The sequence below is a fragment of the Pedobacter sp. HDW13 genome, from assembly GCF_011303555.1.
GTDB lineage: Bacteria > Bacteroidota > Bacteroidia > Sphingobacteriales > Sphingobacteriaceae > Pedobacter.
Genome location: NZ_CP049868.1, coordinates 6,103,428 through 6,122,065, shown reverse-complemented (window position 1 = coordinate 6,122,065; position 18,638 = coordinate 6,103,428). Strand labels below are relative to the sequence as shown.

The 18,638-nt window shown below is 41.5% G+C and carries 15 protein-coding genes and 1 pseudogene; 2 read left to right on the top strand and 14 right to left on the bottom strand.

Features of this window, described 5'->3' with window-relative positions:
- Positions 1-83: 83 nt before the first annotated feature.
- The 5 genes and pseudogenes from G7074_RS25365 to G7074_RS25350 all read right to left on the bottom strand — a co-directional run bounded on the left by G7074_RS25365 (position 84) and on the right by G7074_RS25350 (position 6,570).
- The gene (locus G7074_RS25365) at positions 84-1,232 is read right to left on the bottom strand and encodes an efflux RND transporter periplasmic adaptor subunit (RefSeq protein WP_124559795.1); all 1,149 of its coding nucleotides are present in this window, start codon (positions 1,230-1,232) and stop codon (positions 84-86) included.
- Positions 1,233-1,241: 9 nt separating this feature from the next.
- A complete protein-coding gene (locus G7074_RS27445) occupies positions 1,242-2,510 on the bottom strand; it encodes a TolC family protein (RefSeq protein WP_240916577.1) in 1,269 nt (422 codons plus the stop codon).
- A 42-nt stretch (positions 2,511-2,552) separates the two neighbouring features.
- A pseudogene (locus tag G7074_RS25360) lies at positions 2,553-5,593 on the bottom strand (efflux RND transporter permease subunit); the annotation flags it as partial.
- Positions 5,594-5,682: 89 nt separating this feature from the next.
- A complete protein-coding gene (locus G7074_RS25355; protein WP_124559797.1) occupies positions 5,683-6,018 on the bottom strand; it encodes a hypothetical protein in 336 nt (111 codons plus the stop codon).
- 153 nt (positions 6,019-6,171) lie between these two features.
- On the bottom strand, positions 6,172-6,570 hold the full coding sequence (locus tag G7074_RS25350) for a hypothetical protein (RefSeq protein ID WP_199748319.1): 399 nt from the start codon (positions 6,568-6,570) through the stop codon (positions 6,172-6,174).
- A 278-nt stretch (positions 6,571-6,848) separates the two neighbouring features.
- On the opposite strand from G7074_RS25350, the gene G7074_RS25345 reads away from it, so the two are divergent.
- Positions 6,849-7,064, top strand: a complete 216-nt coding sequence (locus G7074_RS25345; RefSeq protein WP_166212010.1) for a hypothetical protein — start codon at positions 6,849-6,851, stop codon at positions 7,062-7,064.
- A gap of 100 nt (positions 7,065-7,164) precedes the next feature.
- Here G7074_RS25345 and G7074_RS25340 read toward each other — a convergent pair whose 3' ends face one another.
- The 9 genes from G7074_RS25340 to G7074_RS25300 all read right to left on the bottom strand — a co-directional run bounded on the left by G7074_RS25340 (position 7,165) and on the right by G7074_RS25300 (position 17,799).
- Positions 7,165-7,461 carry a hypothetical protein gene (locus G7074_RS25340; protein WP_124559799.1) on the bottom strand — a complete coding sequence of 99 codons (297 nt, stop codon included), beginning with the start codon at positions 7,459-7,461 and terminating at the stop codon, positions 7,165-7,167.
- 138 nt (positions 7,462-7,599) lie between these two features.
- Complete coding sequence (locus G7074_RS25335; protein ID WP_166212007.1) at positions 7,600-8,877, bottom strand: MFS transporter; 1,278 nt, start codon at positions 8,875-8,877, stop codon at positions 7,600-7,602.
- A 5-nt stretch (positions 8,878-8,882) separates the two neighbouring features.
- On the bottom strand, positions 8,883-9,113 hold the full coding sequence (locus G7074_RS25330; RefSeq protein WP_124559801.1) for a hypothetical protein: 231 nt from the start codon (positions 9,111-9,113) through the stop codon (positions 8,883-8,885).
- Between the two features lie 4 nt (positions 9,114-9,117).
- Complete coding sequence (locus tag G7074_RS25325; protein WP_124559802.1) at positions 9,118-9,708, bottom strand: TetR/AcrR family transcriptional regulator; 591 nt, start codon at positions 9,706-9,708, stop codon at positions 9,118-9,120.
- A gap of 476 nt (positions 9,709-10,184) precedes the next feature.
- On the bottom strand, positions 10,185-13,316 hold the full coding sequence (locus tag G7074_RS25320) for an efflux RND transporter permease subunit (RefSeq protein WP_166212004.1): 3,132 nt from the start codon (positions 13,314-13,316) through the stop codon (positions 10,185-10,187).
- Positions 13,317-13,344: 28 nt separating this feature from the next.
- Positions 13,345-14,436, bottom strand: a complete 1,092-nt coding sequence (locus tag G7074_RS25315; protein ID WP_124559804.1) for an efflux RND transporter periplasmic adaptor subunit — start codon at positions 14,434-14,436, stop codon at positions 13,345-13,347.
- Between the two features lie 10 nt (positions 14,437-14,446).
- Positions 14,447-15,718, bottom strand: coding sequence for a TolC family protein (locus G7074_RS25310; protein WP_166212001.1), 1,272 nt, complete (start codon positions 15,716-15,718; stop codon positions 14,447-14,449).
- A 34-nt stretch (positions 15,719-15,752) separates the two neighbouring features.
- Entirely contained in the window at positions 15,753-16,985 is a 1,233-nt protein-coding gene (locus G7074_RS25305; protein ID WP_240916414.1) for a HAMP domain-containing sensor histidine kinase, read from the bottom strand.
- A 136-nt stretch (positions 16,986-17,121) separates the two neighbouring features.
- The gene (locus tag G7074_RS25300) at positions 17,122-17,799 is read right to left on the bottom strand and encodes a response regulator transcription factor (protein ID WP_124559807.1); all 678 of its coding nucleotides are present in this window, start codon (positions 17,797-17,799) and stop codon (positions 17,122-17,124) included.
- A 159-nt stretch (positions 17,800-17,958) separates the two neighbouring features.
- Here G7074_RS25300 and G7074_RS25295 point away from each other — a divergent pair, with 159 nt between their 5' ends.
- Entirely contained in the window at positions 17,959-18,552 is a 594-nt protein-coding gene (locus G7074_RS25295) for an RNA polymerase sigma factor (protein WP_124559808.1), read from the top strand.
- The last annotated feature ends 86 nt before the right edge of the window (positions 18,553-18,638 follow it).

The following is an 18,638-nucleotide window of genomic DNA, read 5'->3' as shown; positions in this document are numbered from 1 at the left end:
TTCTCAATATAAAAAGGGAGCCAGGGTTTTAGCTCCTGACTCCCTGAAATGCAGATGAGATATTTTAAAATTAACCTGGTCGCTTAGCCTTCTTCGCCACTATTTTTAAGTTTCATTAAAACGGCGTAGGCATTTTTAACCACAATATTTTGAAGTGCCGACTTTGGTTTTATTGCAGTGTAACCTGCTAAAGTAGCGCCTGTTTCTACACCAATCATTTTAAACTGGCCTTTTGCTGTTTGGGCAAAAACATAATACTGGTTTTCCCACTTCACAATCGCATCATCGGGTACGGCCTGTACATTGGCCCCATTTAACTGAATAGCTGCATTTAAAAAGGTACCTGGCAACAGGTTCTGATCAAAGTTTTCTAAATCGCAGTGTACGCTGGTGCTCCTGTCGCTCTCAATGTTAGGCGTAATGAGGTGAATGGTAGCAAAGTACTTTTTATCGGGATTATTACTGGTTGTACACACAATTTTTTGACCTATTTTCAGGTTGGCTGCATCCTGCTCAAAAACCGTTAAACTTACATGCAATGCACTGGGGTTAATCAGTTCGAAAAGCACATCGGTGGCATTTACATACTTACCGGTATTTATATTAACTTTTGAAAGGTAACCGCTTATCGGTGCATAAATGCGAATGGTTTTCGAAATGTTGCTTTCGCTTAATTTTGCAGGATTTAACCCAATTAAGCGTAGCTTTTCGGCCAAAGCACTTACCAGTATCTTTTGGTTGTTAAACTCGCTTTCGGTTTGCTGGAAAATCTTATCGCTGGTAGCCTTGGTTTGGTTTAACATTTTTTGGCGCACATAATCGGCTTCCGAAAATTTTAAACGGTTTTTAGCGGTCAGGAAATCCTGCTGCAGCTGGATATATTGCTGATCTTCTACGCTGGCGAGCACACTTCCTTTCTTAACCAGCATACCCGGAATGAGGTTCATTTTAGATATGTAACCACCCATAGGCACACTTACCGAATAAATATTTTCGGGCGGTACATCTACCACACCGTTTACATTCAGGGTTTTATACATGCTTTTCGTTTCGGGGCTGCCGATAACAATACCTGCATTATTTAATTGCGCGTTGGTTAAGCTCACCTGATCGGGAGCAACTGCGTTTTCTTGCTTAACAGAGCTTTCTTCAGCTTCTTGCTTTTTACCTCCACATGCCAGGCAAAAAGCGGAAATAATGGCCAGGATTATAATATTTTGATTGATTTTCATTTTTGCTATTTATTTAATTCCCTTTAATCTTTCTATTTCGAAAAGTGATTCGTTGTGTCTTTCTACCTGATCAAAATACTCGCATTTGAGTTGTACCGATTGGTTGATCAGGATTACCCAGTCCAGATAGCCGATTTCCCCGGCATTGAGTTTTAGGGTTGAGGTATTGATGATATCGTCGGCATTTGGCAGCAAGGTTTGCTGGTGGTTTTTAACCAGCTTACTGTGCTGACTATAACTTTGCAAAGCATTTTCATAAGCCGTATTCAATTCCTTTTTGGTTTGCTCCAGTTCGGTTTGTTTTTGTGCAGTGGCTAAGCCTGCAGCTTTTATACGCGATTGTTGCGCACCAAAAAACAGAGGGATACCCAAACCCACATTAACCGAAGAAAAACGTTTGGATTTATCGAAATATTGATCGGTACCCAATGCATTGGTTTGCCAGCCAATGATGCTCGAATTGTTATACACGAAATTGATAGTAGGCAGTAATTTACTGCGCTCTAACGATTTCTGATTGGCGGCAAGCGCAATTTCTGCTGCTTTTTGCTTTAAAACCGGGTGGTTGGCAGTGCCTTCGAGTAAAGGCGTAGCAGATTGATAAACCGCCGCCCCGTCAGGAACCAGGCGATTACTGCTATTTAACAGGAGGTTGAAGCGATTTAAGGCCAGGGTATAATCGGTTTCCAGAAACTGTAACTGGTTGGCAATTTGTTGTTTTTGATTTTCTGCTGTGCGGAATTCTAAAACATCCACATCGCCCGATTTAAAGCGTTGCTTCGATTTTTCTAAAAATGCTGCGTAAATGCTATCAGCTTTAAGCAATAAATTACGCTTTTCGGCCAGGATTAACAAGCCGAAATAGCTTGCCTTTACCTGATAGCTGAGATCGATTTCTTTACCCTGTAACTGCATTTCGCTAATGCGAACAGCGGTTTTATAAACTGCCGATTGTTTGGCATAAACGGTAGGGAACTCCAGTCCCTGACTTATCGAAATTTTATTGTCGTTGGCCAGGCTGTTAAATTTGCCATACTCGTAGTTTACATCCGTTTTAGGCAAATCGAAGCTGGTTTTGCCAATCGCCTTGTTATAGTTTACGTCGGTTCGTGCCAGTTGAAGTGTATAACTATTTTTTACTGCTGTATCGAGCGCAGCCTGTAAGGTTATTTTTTGCTGAGCATTGGCTTCAGCAAAACTGAATACTAAAACAATAATGGCAATCAGTTTCTTCGGTTTAAAATAACCGAAACCTTTTTCGAAAAGGATATAAAGCATAGGCAATACAAAAAGGGTTAATAAGGTAGAAAAGATTAAACCGCCAATTACTACAGTTGCCAGCGGCTTCTGCACAGCACCACCGGCACCGGTACTTATGGCCATAGGGATAAAGCCCAGTGAAGGCACCAGTGCAGTCATTAAAACAGCACGAAGTTTTGATTTGGTGGCATGGATAACGATGCGTTTTACATCTGTCCAGCCTTCTTTTTTTAAACGGTTAAATTCTGAAACAAGTAATATCCCGTTTAAAACCGCAACGCCAAAAAGTGCAATAAAACCAACCCCGGCCGAAATACTGAAAGGTAAATCGCGCATCCATAAGGCAAATATGCCGCCAATGGCTGATAGGGGAATCGCTGTGTAAATAAGTAAGCCCTGTTTTACCGAACTGAAAGCAAAATAAAGTAGCAGGAAAATGAGAAGGAGGGCAATAGGCACCACAATAGCCAGACGTGATTTTGCTGCAGTCATGTTTTCGAAAGAACCACCATAAGAAATGGTATAACCCTTGGCCAGCTGAAGGTTTTTACCTGCTTTTTGCTGCAGTTCTTCTACTATCGATTGTACATCGCGGTCTTTTACGTTAAAGCCTACAATAATCCTGCGGCGGGTATCTTCACGCTGAATCTGGTTTACACCTTCCACCTCGCTAATGTTCGCCACCATGCTTAACGGAATCTGGTTTCCAGCCGAGGTCGAAATCATCAAATCCTGAACGTTTTTAATGTTTTTACGGGCATCTTCCGATAGCCTTACCACCATATCAAAACGTTTTTCGCCTTCGTAAACCTGTCCGGCAACCTGCCCGGCAAAGGCTGTATTCACCACGCGGTTAATATCGGCAACGTTAAGCCCGTATTTGGCCATTCCATCCCGGTTATAGCTAATTACCACTTGTGGCATGCCTGTAACCTGCTCTTCATAAACATTAATGGCTCCCTTTACCGTGCCGATAATTGCACCGAGCTTTTTAGCATAGTTTGCCAGCGAATCGAGGTCTTCACCAAAAATCTTACACACTATATCCTGTCTGGCACCCGTCATCAGCTCGTTAAAACGCATTTGCACCGGAAACTGGAAACCCACAGTAATTCCTGGGATAACTTCTACCGCCTTGGTCATTTTAGCGCTCAGTTCCGGAAAAGAGGTGGCCGAAACCCATTCTTTTTTCGGCTTCAAAATCACCATCATATCGCCAGCTTCAAATGGCATCGGATCAGTAGGGATTTCGGCACTACCAATTTTGGTTACAATTTTTTGCACCTCCGGAAAGCTATCCAAAAGTATTTTAGAAGCTTTCTGCGTGGTTTCGATGGTATTGTTCAGGTTGCTGCCGGTTAGCAGGCGTGTTTCTACCGCAAAATCGCCTTCTTCAAGCTGCGGAATAAATTCGCCACCCAAAGTACCCATTACGAAAACGGCTACGGCAAAAAGCGAAAGCGTTGCCGCTAAAATTGATTTAGGGAATTGTAACACCCGGTTTAACAGGGGTTGGTACCGGCGCTCTAACCAAATTACAAACCTGTCGGTAATGGTTTTCTTGTGCGATAGTTTCTTGTTCAGAAACAGGGCCGACATCATAGGTACATAGGTAATAGAAAGGATAAAGGCCCCCAAAATGGCAAAAGCAATTGTAAAGGCCATGGGCTTAAACATTTTCCCCTCAATGCCTTCGAGCGAAAGGATGGGTAGGTAAACAATAAGAATGATAATCTGACTGAAAACGGCAGATTTAATCATTGATCCTGACGATTTTTCTACTTCCTCGTCCATTTGTCCCTGATCGATCTGGCTTAGATTCCTGAATTTTTTGGAGTGCGAAAAGCGGTGTAAAATCGCTTCAACAACAATAACAGAACCATCTACAATCAGGCCGAAATCAATGGCCCCAGCGACATTAAATTGCCTCCAACCCCGAACTTATTCATTAAAATGATGGCGAATAACATGGAGAGCGGAATAACCGACGACACAATTAAGCCAGCCCGCAGGTTGCCCAGGAAAAATACCAGCACAAAGATTACAATCAGCGCGCCTTCCATTAAGTTGGTTTCAACTGTACTAATGGCATTATCAACCATTTTAGTACGGTCGAGAAAGGGCTCTATCACTACGCCTTCGGGCAGCATATCCTGTATTTTGACGATTTTATCTTTTACACGTTTCACAACAACTGATGAGTTCTCGCCTTTAAGCATCATCACTACGGCACCGGCTACTTCGCCCTGGTCGTTATAAGTCATGGCACCATAGCGTATGGCCGAACCGTAACGCACATCAGCCACATGGCCCATCAATACCGGCATGCCATTGCTGAGTGTTTTTACCACAATTTTTTTAATGTCTTCGGGACTTGTGGTTAGACCTTCACTGCGGATATAAAGTACAGTCGGGCCTTTCTCAATATAGGCGCCGCCTGTGTTTTCGTTGTTCTTTTCCAACGCATCGAAAATATCAGAAATGGTTAAGCCGAATGATTTAAGCTGATCTTGTTTTACGGCTATTTCGTACTGTTTTAGTTTACCGCCAAAACTCGAAACTTCTGCTACGCCGGATGTGCCCAATAGCTGACGGCGTACAATCCAGTCTTGTATGGTACGTAGTGCCTGCTCATCGTACTTGCCTTCGTAGCCTTTTTTTGGCCGCACTACATACTGGTAAATTTCACCCAAACCGGTAGAAACGGGAGCCATTTGGGGTGCACCAATTCCTTCCGGAATTTCCTGCTGCACTTGTTGCAGGCGTTCGGCAATTTGCTGCCGCGCCCAGTATACATCGGTTTCTTCGTTAAAAACAATGGTAACCAAAGAGAGTCCAAACCGCGAAAAACTTCTGATTTGTTTCATCCCCGAAATGCTGCTACAGGCCTGCTCTATAGGAAAGGTAATTAACCGCTCAATATCAGGAGCACCTAAAGAAGGCGAAACAGTGATTACCTGCACCTGGTTATCGGTAATATCGGGCAGGGCATCAATAGGTAGTTTAGTTACTTCGTAAGTACCCCAGCCAATAAGCGCGAATACAAACAAAGCAACAATCAGCTTATTCCTGATGGAAAAGCCAATAATCTTATTTAACATAATATCTTATTTAAAAAGGATCGACAAGAAAATTCAGTCGCAGCAAAAACTGCAACCAAAAAGTATAAACAATAATATTTAAAGGGATATTATGTGGTAGGTGGCCTTAACAGGCTGGTGGTATAAGCGCCTGGAATAAATAATTGATAGCCAAATACCTTTTTGGATGATATTTTTTTTGAAGCTGCCGCAATAAGCCTGGTTTTGCCCTGCGGTACGCCCAGCGAGAACATGTGGTGCCCGTCAATTTTTTTGAAGGGGAGTTTCATGTCTTCTTCCTGGTCGTTATCGTTAATATCCTGACCAAGGTAGTGCATTTTAATAAAGGTTATTATGCCTATATCTGCATTAAGCTGGTTGTGCTTAATAAAATGTGAAACCAGCTGAGGCACCTTAAGCAGCTCAGAAAATGAGGCATTAAGCATGATAACCGGTAAAAGAAAAATCAAACAGATTTTATTCACGGGGCAAATATAGCCACAGCCGTTTAAATTTAACAGCTATTGCACTATCAAGTATGTTACAAAAACGTATTTTTTTAAGATTATAATAAAAGCAAAATAAGCTTTCGTTTCGATTTACGAACTGTAAATAAGTTTTTTCGCCTCTTTGAGTTTATAACCGTTTTGGTTGGTTAACTCGAGTTTGTCTTTTTTCCAAACGTATTTGCCTTTCTTTCCAGTCCTGATTAAAATCTGGCTTTCTTTGTAATTGGCTAAAAAAACTTCTGCTTTTTTATTATCGCTACTAAAAATGACTGCAGCAATAGCCTTATAGTTTTTTGCCGAATCGATTTGATGCAGTTTTATTTTTTGTTCGAAAACCCTAATGCAATCTTTTTTAAGTACAGAATAGGTGTATCCTGCGGATCCGATACAACCATGTTTATCGCGGTCGGCACCGGTAATTACCTGCGCATAACCAAAGGCAGAAAATAGCATCAGGGCTGTGCTAAAAGCTAATAATTTTCTTTTCATTTAATAGGTCAGATTAGTTTGTCCGTACTCTAAAGGCTTTTCGGGAACGCCGGTAATAATTTGTTACCGGATTAAAAATAATAAAAAAGAACAAGTAACTCAAACGCAGACCGGAATGGTTAAAGTGAATAAAAAATAGCTGGCAAGCCTGAATGGTTTTAACATGGGTAGAATTGAACAACCGTTTAATGTAAATAGTTTGTTGCTTACTATAATTTAATATTCTGGTTACCTATAACTGGAATCAAATAGGTAAATTAGGATAATTTTAGGAGAACATGGAAAACTACCCAAATTTAGCGAGCGCTGGTGATCTTCCTGATCGAGATTTGGAGATCGTAATCTTTAATGGCACAACAGCAATTGCAGATACTGTGGTTCAGCAAGCAGTATCAGATGATGTTGAGGACCTGGACTATCTTTTGCGCTGCCGCAATAATTTTAGAAATGCAATAGGAATTGGGCGGGGGATATACCAGGCTAAACTGGCTTAGTATATTTTTTTATATCCCGCATTTAGCAATTACTTTTGTTTTATCCTTATCAATTGTAAGGATATGTGACTTTCTGCCTTGCAGATTCTGGTGAAGCCGCTTAATTATGCCCGCGCTCGAGCTGTGAAATCCTGAAAACTTCCCTCGAAATAACAGCAATATTTTCTTTAAGATTTTCGCTACAGCAATGCAATACGGCTATGGAGATGGTAATTCCGCTAATTTCTTCGCAGAGTTCCATTTGAATGCAGCAACCCTGGATAGGTTCAGTTTTTCCTTTGAGCATGCCGAAAATATTCTTGGCTTCCCTGCGGTCTGTTCCCAGTAAAAATGATCCATAAGTATGGAGCCCAATAGGAACAAGTAGGCTTAAAGTGACTGCATATTTGTTTTCCATTATCTATTCAACGCTTATTATGGTACCCTTCATATCAGAGCGAGAAAAAGATATTAAATATACCAAAAAATGCAAATACTTGTATCAGATCAATTCAACATAGTTTAAAATCGTTACAGTATTTGCATTTTTTCTTTTTTAGGCTATTTCGTGCAATACAGGCTCATCTGCCGGAATTACGGTATTTGTTTTGGCTTTGCTTTTGGCAAGGCTGCTAACCCTCGACATTAAGAGGATGCCGATAACGGAAATAATAACAATGAGATAGCCAACAACATTATAATTTTGCAGGGGGGCACCTTTATTAGGTTGTGTTACAATCAGGCCCGCCACACCAGCAGCAACCCCTCCGGCAATTTGCTGTAAGGAAGAATTTATACTCATAAAGGCTCCGCGATCAGCCATATCGGGTATCGCACTGGTTAAAGCAGAAGAAGGAATCATACGGCTCATTACACCCATCATCATTAATATGTTGTAAAATATAACCAGGTAAAACGGGGTAGGGCCAAGACTGGTGTAAACCACACACATAATCATCATCCATATCGATGCAGCTGCAAAGATTTTAAACTTGTCTATCTTGTCACTCAATTTTCCAACAAGGGGCATAATAATTAAAGCACAAATGCCTGATACCATAAACAAAAGCGGGAGTTGTTGAGGAGTAAGTTTGAGATTGTTTACAGCAAATGCACTACCAAAAGGCATCATCATAAAACCGCCAATAGAAAGCAATGCCGTAGCCGTAAAACCAATGCGATAATCTGCTTTGGCAACGGTATGCAGTAAATGTTTAATGGCTGATTTATCGGTTTGTACCAATAAATGTTGTGTTAACGGGCGGAGTTTAGCTGCAATGATTAGGGCAATACCGATACTTAAAGCCGCAATCATCCAAAAAGGTGCTTCCCAGCCCCATATATCGGCTAGGTAAAGACCAATCGGAATACCTAAAACCTGACTGGCGCCGAAACCAATCTGTATAAAACCCATCACGCGGCCACGCTGTTGCAGCGAAAAGATATCGGTTATAATGGCCATGGATATGGAGCCGATTACACCGCCGAAAAGACCGGTAATAATGCGCGCTGCAACAAGTAAGACATAGGTATGTGCCAATCCACAGCAGATAGTACCAATAATAAAACCGATGTAGAAGAATAATAGTAGTTTTTTACGGTCAAATTTATCGGCAAAGCCTGCCGTAAGTAAACCCGAAATGCCGGCACTGAAAGCATAGGCCGAAACAGCGATACCGAAATTGGCGGGTTTAAGGTTCAGCGATTTCATTAATATATCGCCAAGTGGAGACATCACCATAAAATCAAGTATAACGGTAAATTGGGTGATGGCCAGTAAAAATATAACAAGTTTCTGGTAACCGCTAAAGGCTGCCTTGGGTGTATTTTCCATATTTGTTAGGTAAGCTCACAGCATTCGTAGCCGTGGCTGGTAAGTAATTGAATAACCTCTGCATGCGAGAGGGTGTATGATACAATGCGCAGCACACGGTCTATATCTTCGTGGTCTACCGTCCAGGAGTTGATACCCGGGTTGTTGTTCAATAAAGTGCATAGCGATGGATTTGCCATTTCTAAAGTGATATTGGTTTTGAACAACAGGATGTGATCGAAATTTTCGGGATTCATAATCTTATTTTTTAAGTGCTTTTACCACGAGATCAAAGGTTTGCCAAAACACTGCGTCGGTTACCTTAAAAGGGGTGCCGTCTAAACTTTTACCTTCCTGATCGAGGCGGATGAGGTTGTATAGGGGAGCAAAGGCGATAGACCAGTACACATCGAGCGGCATTTTTTCAATTTCGCCACGTTGAATAGCATTGGTCATAAACTTGCCCATTGTTAGTTTAAAGTCGCTAATGGCATCAGAAAGGAGCGTTGGCTGGTAACTAGAGCTGCGCAACTGATCAAAAAACAAGTTCATTTGCGGTTTTTCTTTGGCAAATGCATACCGGTTTTCCCATTGTTTATGAAGCCCCTGCTCGAAAGACATTTCAGGGTTAAAGTCTTTCATAATCCCCTGGGTCATCGATTCTAGTTCTTCGATAGTGATTTTAACAATCAGATCATCACGGTCCTTATAATAAATATATAGCGTAGCCACCGAAATCTGGCAGGCTTTGGCCAGTTTATTCATGCTAAAACCCTCCAAACCATCTTTTACAATCAGTTCGATGGCCTTTTGCTTTACCAGCAGTACTTTTTCTGTATCTCTTAATCTCATGAGGCTTCAAAAATAAATAAATATTCATTCACTTAAAAATTAATAACGAATTATTGAAGATCAGAACAGCAATATTTGTGAAAGTTATCTCCTGATTAAACAGCTAAAACCGTAAAAAGTAGACGAAAATGGTTTTTTTGTAGTTTTAATTCTATATATTTAACTCGCAATAAATTAGTTTTGCAAACCAACTATTCCTTATTATATGAATACCACGTCCCCAATGATGCCAAGTGTAAAAACTTGTCCGAAATGCCCCAAGTGTAAGAACCCTGAGACAGATAGGGTGCCGCGTGGGTTTTTATTCAAAACAATATTGCCGTTTATAACGGTAAAGCGATATAAATGCTATAGGTGTTTCAATAAATTTTATGTGATGTAGGAGTTTTCTGGACAATAATTGATTAAAGTTTTAGTTTCGGCCTGGTTGAATATTCATCCAGGCCGCTTGTTTTTAAGCTTATTGGGGGAAAGCCTTAGTTTGAAAATGCTGGCAATTCTGCCTTGGCTTTCTTTTGATAGGCCCAGTAGAAAACGATGGGATATACAAAGAGGTTAAACAAGGTATTGGTAATCAGTCCGCCAATAACTACAATGGCAAGGGGCTTCGAAGCCTCCGACCCGATTCCGGTAGAAAGTGCCGCTGGCATTAAACCAATTGCAGCCATGAGTGCGGTCATTAATACCGGTCTGAACCTGCTGGCTACGCCATCGCGCATGGCATCACTAAAGGTCCAGTTGCTAAGGTGTTTTAATTCAGTAATGTTGCTTTTAAATTTGGTAATTAATATCACGCCATTCTGTACACAGATGCCAAACAGGGCAATAAAGCCAATACCTGCAGAGATGTTAAAGTTTACACCTGCAACTAAAAGCGCCAATATACCACCAATCATGGCAAAGGGTACATTGTTTAGCACCAGCAAGGCATCTTTAATGTTGCCAAATAATACAAAGAGGATAAAAAAGATAAGCAATAAACTAATGGGCACCGCCTGCGATAATCTGGAAACAGCCCTTTGCTGGTTTTCGAAATCGCCGGCCCACTCCAGTTGATAGGTTTTGGGCAATTTAATCTGTGCGTTAACTTTAGCCTGGGCTTCGGCAATTACACTGCCCATATCGCGACCGCGGATTGAAAATTTAATGGCTCCGTAGCGTTTATGTTTGTCGCGGTAAATCATACTGGGCCCGGTTATTTTTTTGATGCTCGAAATTTCGCCCAGTTGTACATTAGAACCAGATAGGGTAGGAATGCGCAGTTTACTGATCGAGCTTTCATCGTTCCTGAAATCTTCGGGGTAACGGATCACCAGATCGAATTTCCTTTCGCCTTCAAAAATCTGTGTAGCTGCTATACCGCCAATAGCCATTTCAATTACGGCATTGGCATCGGCCGTACTTACGCCGTAAAGGGCCATCTTTTTCTGATCGAGATTAATCTGCAGTTCTGGTTGGCCGAGGTTGCGTAGAATCCCTAAATCAGCTATGCCGTCAACCGTTTTAAGGATCTTTTCAATCTTTTCTTCCTCTTTTTCGATATATTCGAAATTTTCGCCAAATAGTTTAACCACAATGCTGCCCTTTACGCCCGAAACTGCTTCTTCCACATTATCCGAAATGGGTTGCGAGAAGTTGAGGCTAATGCCCGGGAAACTTTTTAGCTTCTCCTGCATGCGCTCAATAAGCTGTTCTTTGGTCTGCTTGCGTTTCCATTCTTTTTTAGGGTAAATATCTACATGAAATTCCATGTTGTAAAAGCCGGTTGCATCGGTACCATCGTTAGGGCGCCCAGTTTGCGACATTACCTGTTTTACTTCTTCAAAGCTTAAAAAGATTTTTCGCATCTCGTTTGAGAGTTTTTTGGTTTCATCTAGCGAAATACTTAGCGGACCGGTTGCCCTTACGTAAATAGAGCCTTCATCCAGACTGGGCAAAAATTCGGTACCCAGAAACTTAAAGCTAAAAGCTCCAAGTATCAGCACCATGATGGAGATAGAAAATACCAAACGTTTTTTATCAAAGCATACATCATAAAATTTCAGGGTAGCTTTGGTCATCCAGGTTAAAAAGATATTGTGTTTTTCTTTTACATTCTTTTTTAACAGCAGACTAGCCATAGCTGGTACCAACGTAAAAGTTAAAATTAAGGCACCCAATAATGCAAAACTGAGTGTCCAGGCCAGTGGCGAGAACATTTTGCCTTCCACTTTTTCGAAAGTGAAAATGGGAAGCAGTCCGGTAATGATGATGAGTTTGGCAAATAGGATGCCTTTGCCATTTTCCATGCAGGCTTTTTTGATGAAACCAAGCTTGCTCATTTTATTAAAGCGTGCCATACCGACCTTTTTCGCCCGCATATCGAGGGCTACAAAAATGCCTTCGACCATTACTACCGCACCATCAATAATAATCCCGAAATCGATGGCACCCATTGAGAGTAAATTGGCTGGCATGCCCTTTATTTTTAGACAGATAAAGGCAAAAAGCAAAGCCAGCGGAATAATGATGGAGACAATGAGCGTAGTGCGCCAATCGGCCATGAAAAGGAAAACGATCAGGGTTACGAATAAAATCCCTTCGAGCATATTGCCCATTACGGTATGTACAGAATAGTTAACGAGGTCTTCGCGATCGTAAAAAGGTTTGATTTTTACATCTCCCGGCAATAGGTTTTGGTTAATGTCGTTTATTTTTTCTTTTAGCCGGGCAATAACTTCGCTCGGATTGCCTCCCTTACGCATCACCACAATACCTTCTACCACGTCGGGGTCCTGGTCTCTGCCCACCTGGCCCAAACGAGGCAAGGCCGATTCGGCTACACTGGCAATGGTTTTTACGTAAACAGGAGTGCCGTTTATGTTATCAACTACTACATTTCTAATTTCATCGATATTGTTTAACACACCAATACCACGTACCACATAGGCTTGTCCGCTTTGTACAATTACATCGCCACCCACATTGATATTGCTTTTAGAAACTGCCTCGAAAAGCTCAGTCGCACTTACACCATATTGTATGGCTTTTTGCGGGTCGACGGTAATCTGGTAGGTTTTAACTTCGCCACCAAAACTAACTACATCGGCAATGCCCGAAACCGATAAGAGTTCGCGTTTAACCACCCAATCCTGCAGGGTTTTCAGTTCGCGTACTGATACTTTATCGCTGGTAAGGGTATAACGGAAAATCTCGCCTGTTGGGCCATAAGGTGGCTGCACTTCGGGTTGTATACCATCGGGCAGATCGGCTTCATCCAAATGGTTGTTTACCTGCACCCTTGCAGCGGCGTAATCTACATCGTCTTCAAAACTGACTTTAACAATTGATAATCCAAATAGCGATGAAGAACGGATGCTGGTTCGCTTTTCTGTTGGGTTCATGGCAATTTCGAGCGGTCTGCTCACAAATTTCTCTACCTCTTCGGCGCTTCTACCAGGCCATTGGGTAATAATGGTGATGTTGGTATTGGTTACATCCGGAAATGCATCGATAGTGGTATGCTTAAAGCTGAAATAGCCTGCCAGGATAAGGATAAAAGTGGCAAAAAAGATAAAGTATTTATTCTTCAAGGCAAAGCCTATGATGTTTTTAATGAATTTATTCATTTAGGAAAAGCTTAATGATGAAAAAATCTTATTGCGCTTTAAGGCTTTCGAACAGAAAAACCTGTTTCGAGGCAATTACACGGTCGCCGGCATCGATACCCTTTTTGACGTAGATTTTATCGGCGGTTTTGTGCCCGATTTCTATTTCGCGGATATGTACTTTGTTTGTGGCATCCAGCAAAAGCACATAATTTTTGTTTTCGTCGAAAATAACAGCGCGCGAGTTCACCACGGGCAAATCTACACCCGAACTGGCCGATACTTTAACCGTGCCAAGCATGCCCGGTTTTAACAAAAAGTTTGGATTGGCAATTACCACCCGCGCGTTCATCACCTTGCTGTCCTGATCTACCAGGTTGTATATTTTCTCGATCTTGCCGGTAAAAATCTGGTCGGGGTAGGCCAGGGTAGACAGGTTAACTGCATTGCCAGGCTGTACGCGCGAAATGTCTGATTCGTAAATGTTGATCATTGCCCAAACACTCGATAGGTCGGCAATGGTGAACAAACTTTTGTCGTTATCGCCGCGCAGCTGCATGTTTTCGGTCACGTTTTTTTCGATAATAAAACCGCTGATAGGCGATTTGATAGCATACGAGCCATTTTTGCTGCCGCCATTAAGCTTAAGTACGGCAGTAGCCCTTTTAAGTTCGGCTTGTTTTATCTGGTATTCGTTTTTAGCTTCTTCGAGCTCTTTTGCTGATGATAAGCCACTTGCGTAAAGTTGTTCGGCCTGTTTTAAAGCGCGGTTTGCACTGCGCATCTCGGCGCCGGCCGATACTGCTTCCTTATCAAAACCGGCCATTTCTGCACTGTTTACCCGCGCCAGTAACTGTCCGCTGCTTACCCGGTCGCCCAGCCTTACATTTACCTGGTTTACTGTACCGCTTACCATAGGAAAAAGCTCCGACCGACGTTCTTCGTTGGCACTGATCTTGGCCGAGAAAATAATTTCGGTTTTGCCGCTGGCTTGTTGTACGGTATCAATAAGCAAACGTTGAAGTAAAGAATCGGTTATGGTAAATTTTTCTTTTTGGGCTTCGGTTTTATGTTCGCTACAGGCCATACTTAAACCTAAAAGCAGAAAAATGATCACTTTTATTAAGTTTTTGTTCATCATATCGGGTACGTTATTTAAAAATATTGGTGCCGGTTACATAGTTGAGTTCGGCCCTTGAGTTCATTTGTTCCAGTTGTAGTTTGTTTAGCTGGAGTGTATTGGCTTTGTAGGCGTCGTACAGATCAAGGAATTCGATTAAACTGATATTCCGCTCTTTAAAGTTTTTAATCAGTCCGGAAATGAGCTTGTTAAAATCGCTGCTAAAAGCCGGATCGATATCTTTTAACAATTTTTCATTGCGTATTGCTGTGCGATAGGCATTAAAAACATCGTTTTCTAGTTGTAGCTCTTGTTTTTGAATGTTGGCATTGGCAGCATCAATTCCGATTTTGGCTTTTTTAATTTCACCCTGGTTCCGGTTAAAGAGGGGGATTGGGATTTTTAATCCTAGTCCGGTATATTTTTCAGGGTAATTACCTTTAAGATCATAGCTCAGCGATATTTCTACATCAGGGACGGCCATGGCCTTTTGGAGTTTAAGGTTTACCTCGTTATACTCAAGATTGGTTTTGGCGAGTTTTAAATCGTTGCGGTTTAAACGCGCCGAATCGAGTAACTGGCTGTAAGGCAACTGTTCGGCTGTCAGGTGTTCAATGGCTTCAGTATTTAAAACAAGGGCAAGCGGGGTAACTGCATTAATGCCACACAGCAGTTTAAGGTCTTTGTAATTGTCTTCCAACTCATTTAAAAGACCAGCCAGTTCTGCCTTTAGCCCGATGAGCAATGATTTGATTCTGATTACATCTTTATTGGCTACATTACCCATCTTCAGTTGTAACTCGTACGCCTTTAAAAGTTGTTCGGTAGAACGGATCTGCTCCTGGTATACTGCAACTGATGAAGCTGAAAAATAGCTTTTGTAAAAGGTACTGCGCAGTTCAAATTTCAGGCTGCGGAGTAAATCAAAATATTCAAATTCAGCCAGTTTAGTGCCCGTTTGCGCCAGTTTAATGTTTTTATTGCGCTTGCCAGCTAGTTTTACCAATTGCGATAGGGAGGCTGCATACTGCCCGTATTGGTAGGAGGTTTGTAAGAATTTTTTGGTTTCGTGATTGTAAAACAGGTTTTCGTACTGGAGTTCAGGATTATCAAACAATTTGGCTGTTATTACATCCGCCCTGGCACGCTCTACATCGTAACCAGCAGCAATTAAATCGTAATTTCGGGTTAAAAAAAACTGTTCTGCTTGTTTAAGATTTAGTTTTAAGGTACCGGTTTGGGCAAATGAAGCCTGCGTAGCCAATAGCCAAAAGGATAGGAACAAAAAGTAAATTCTTCTCATTCGGCAAAGCTATTTTTGCTGGATTAAAGCGGAATTAAATCGAAATTAAAACGGGATTAATTCGGGGCAGGGCGATAATAAAGGTGCATCCAGTACCTGTTTGTTGACTGATTTCGATTGATCCTTTAAAAAGATCGATGATTTTCTGAGCCATGTAAAGGCCCATGCCTTCGCCTTCAAAACCCATAGTTTTTGCCTTGCTGTAAAAAGGTTTAAATATTTCAACTTGTTGTGCAAGTGGAATACCAGGACCTTTATCACTGATGTAAATTTGCAATGAATCACCTTTATCGGTAAGCAGGGCTTTAACTTCCTGACCCTGCGAAAATTTAAAAGCATTGGCAATCACATTGTCAAGGGCAATTTGGAGTAAAACAGCATTAGCCAAAATCAAAGCTTCCTTTTGTTTGATGTTTTTCTGTACAATGAAATTAAGTTGTTTCTGGTTTTTCCAGTCTTGACTGATTTTATCGAGCAAAGTATCCAGATCAATGGGCGAAAGCTGCGAATTAATCAATTCGAGATCCATTTTGGCTAAAGCCAGCAAACCGGTAATGATATGATCCATTTTTTCGGCATCCTCTACTGTTTCGGCAAGAGCTTGCTGATAATCGGTGGTAGCCCTTTCTTTCACCAGCGCCAGCTCGGCACGCATCATCATCCGGGTAATGGGGGTTCTCAGCTCGTGCGAGGCATTGGCTACAAAGGTTTTTTGCAGGATAAAAGCATGTTCGAGTTCTTCCATCAGGTGATTAAAACTCTGTGCAATAAGGTTAATTTCGTCTTTATTGTGGGTTACTGCTACGCGGGCTTCCATGTTTCCCGATCCGATTTGCTGTACCTCCTGCATAAACCGGTTTAAGGGTTTCAGCATTTTTTCGGCAATCCACCTGCTTAGCAATAAAAGAATAACCGAAATAAAAACGAAAACAACGATCATGATTTTGAGCAGTTTGGCAAGCCTGTTGTGCGAGCCCTGATCGTTGGCTGAAACCAGGATCACAAAATCGCCCTGGTTATCACGGTAATAAATGCCTACTACCTGGCGTTCGCCATCTGTGTATTGCAAACGCCCAAGTTTGCGTACTTTTTCAATGGTTTCTTTGGTCCAGTATTGAGCTGAATCGCCAATAAAAGTGGCCCTGTCTTTTCCATCGTAAATCCTGATCACCTCGCTATTGAGTTTCTGCAGGTATTGGTGGCGCACTTTGCTTACGGCATCGCGGCTAATCTCGTCGGCCTCAAGGTAAAGTTTGGCCGTAACCATCGTACGGTCGGTAAGGCGCTCAAAAAATCGGCCTTTAAAAACCTCATAAATGTGAAATAAATTACGCAGAGCACAGCCAGCAGCATCGCAGTACTGATTAGCGTAAAGTAAAGTGCAATGCGGTCTTTTATTTTCATTATTTAAGGATATAGCCCATGTTAATTTTGGTATGGATCAGTTTCCGGTCAAAGCCCTTTTCAATCTTGTTCCTTAAAAAATTAATGTACACATCAATTACATTGGTACCCGTTTCAAAATGAACATCCCAAACTTTTTCGGCGATGTACTGCCGCGATAAAAGTCTGTTGGGATTTTTTAAAAAGAGCTCCAGCAGTGTAAATTCTTTGGCACTTAGTGTTATTGGCTGGCCATTTCGGGTTACGCTTTTGCTCCGCATGTCTAGGCAAAGGTCTTCAAAACACAGTTGTTCTGCTGCTTTTATAGTTTTACTACGCTGTCTTCGCAGCAATGCCGAAACCCTTGCCAAAAGCTCTCTGAGGTGAAAAGGTTTAACCAGATAATCGTCTGCACCGATATGGAGGCCGTTTACCCGGTCTTCAACAGTGCCCATTGCGGTAAGCATTAAAATTGGGGTGTCATCGCCTTGTTCGCGAATGTATTTGCAGAGTTGGAGGCCATTTAAACCCGGCATCATGATATCGAGGATAAGCAGATTGAATTCGCCCGGCAGAAACAGGTTACGGGCCTCGTTACCGTTATTTACGGTGAGTACTTCGTAGCCGCTTTCTTCAAGTGCAGATTGGAGCAGTGCGGCAATTTTCGGATCATCTTCGGCTATGCCAATTTTTTGCATAGGGCAAAAATAACGATACCATCTTAAAATGAGATTAAAAATAGTTTGCGGTACATTTAGCAGCACAGGTTAAGTTGGTATTAATCGTTCTTACTACGTTATTGCATCAATTTACACTCCATTATTTTATATTTTCTTCTATATTCGTTTTTATAAACTATGCCATCCCTAAGCCATGTACCAGATCACGAACTGATCTTGCTGATTAACCAGGAAGAGGAACAGGCATTTACCGAAATTTACAACCGCTACTGGGAAAAAATGGCATCATATGCCGTGCGGCTAACCAAATCTGAGGAGGAGGCAGCCGATATTGTACAGGAAATTTTTGTATCGATCTGGAACAGAAGGATTACCTTGGTGATTAAAAGTACTTTAGGCGCTTATCTCATCCGCAGTACTCGCAATTTATGTTTAAGGTATATCGAAAGAAATATCCACACCGATAATTTTTTAGATAAAATAACCGAACAAGCTGTAGATAACAGCCTGAATATTGAAGAAAGTATTTCGTTAAAAGAATTACAGGAGAATATTGATTTGGGGATTGCCAAATTGCCAAAAAAAATGCGGGAGGTTTATCTTCTAAGTCGCGATGAGCAACTGTCGTACCGCGAAATAGCAGAAAAACTCAATATTGCTGAAGGAACTGTTAAAAAACAAGTAAGCAATGCGCTTAAAATAATCGCGGACTCGTTAAACGGGAAACTTTCGGCCACCATGATGGCTATATTTTTACATCTTTTAAAGTGATAAAAGGCCTTTTTTTATTTTTTTAAAAATAAATCTACCACCAAAACGGTTTTTTCGGAATATACATTTGTAAGGCACGCTCAATG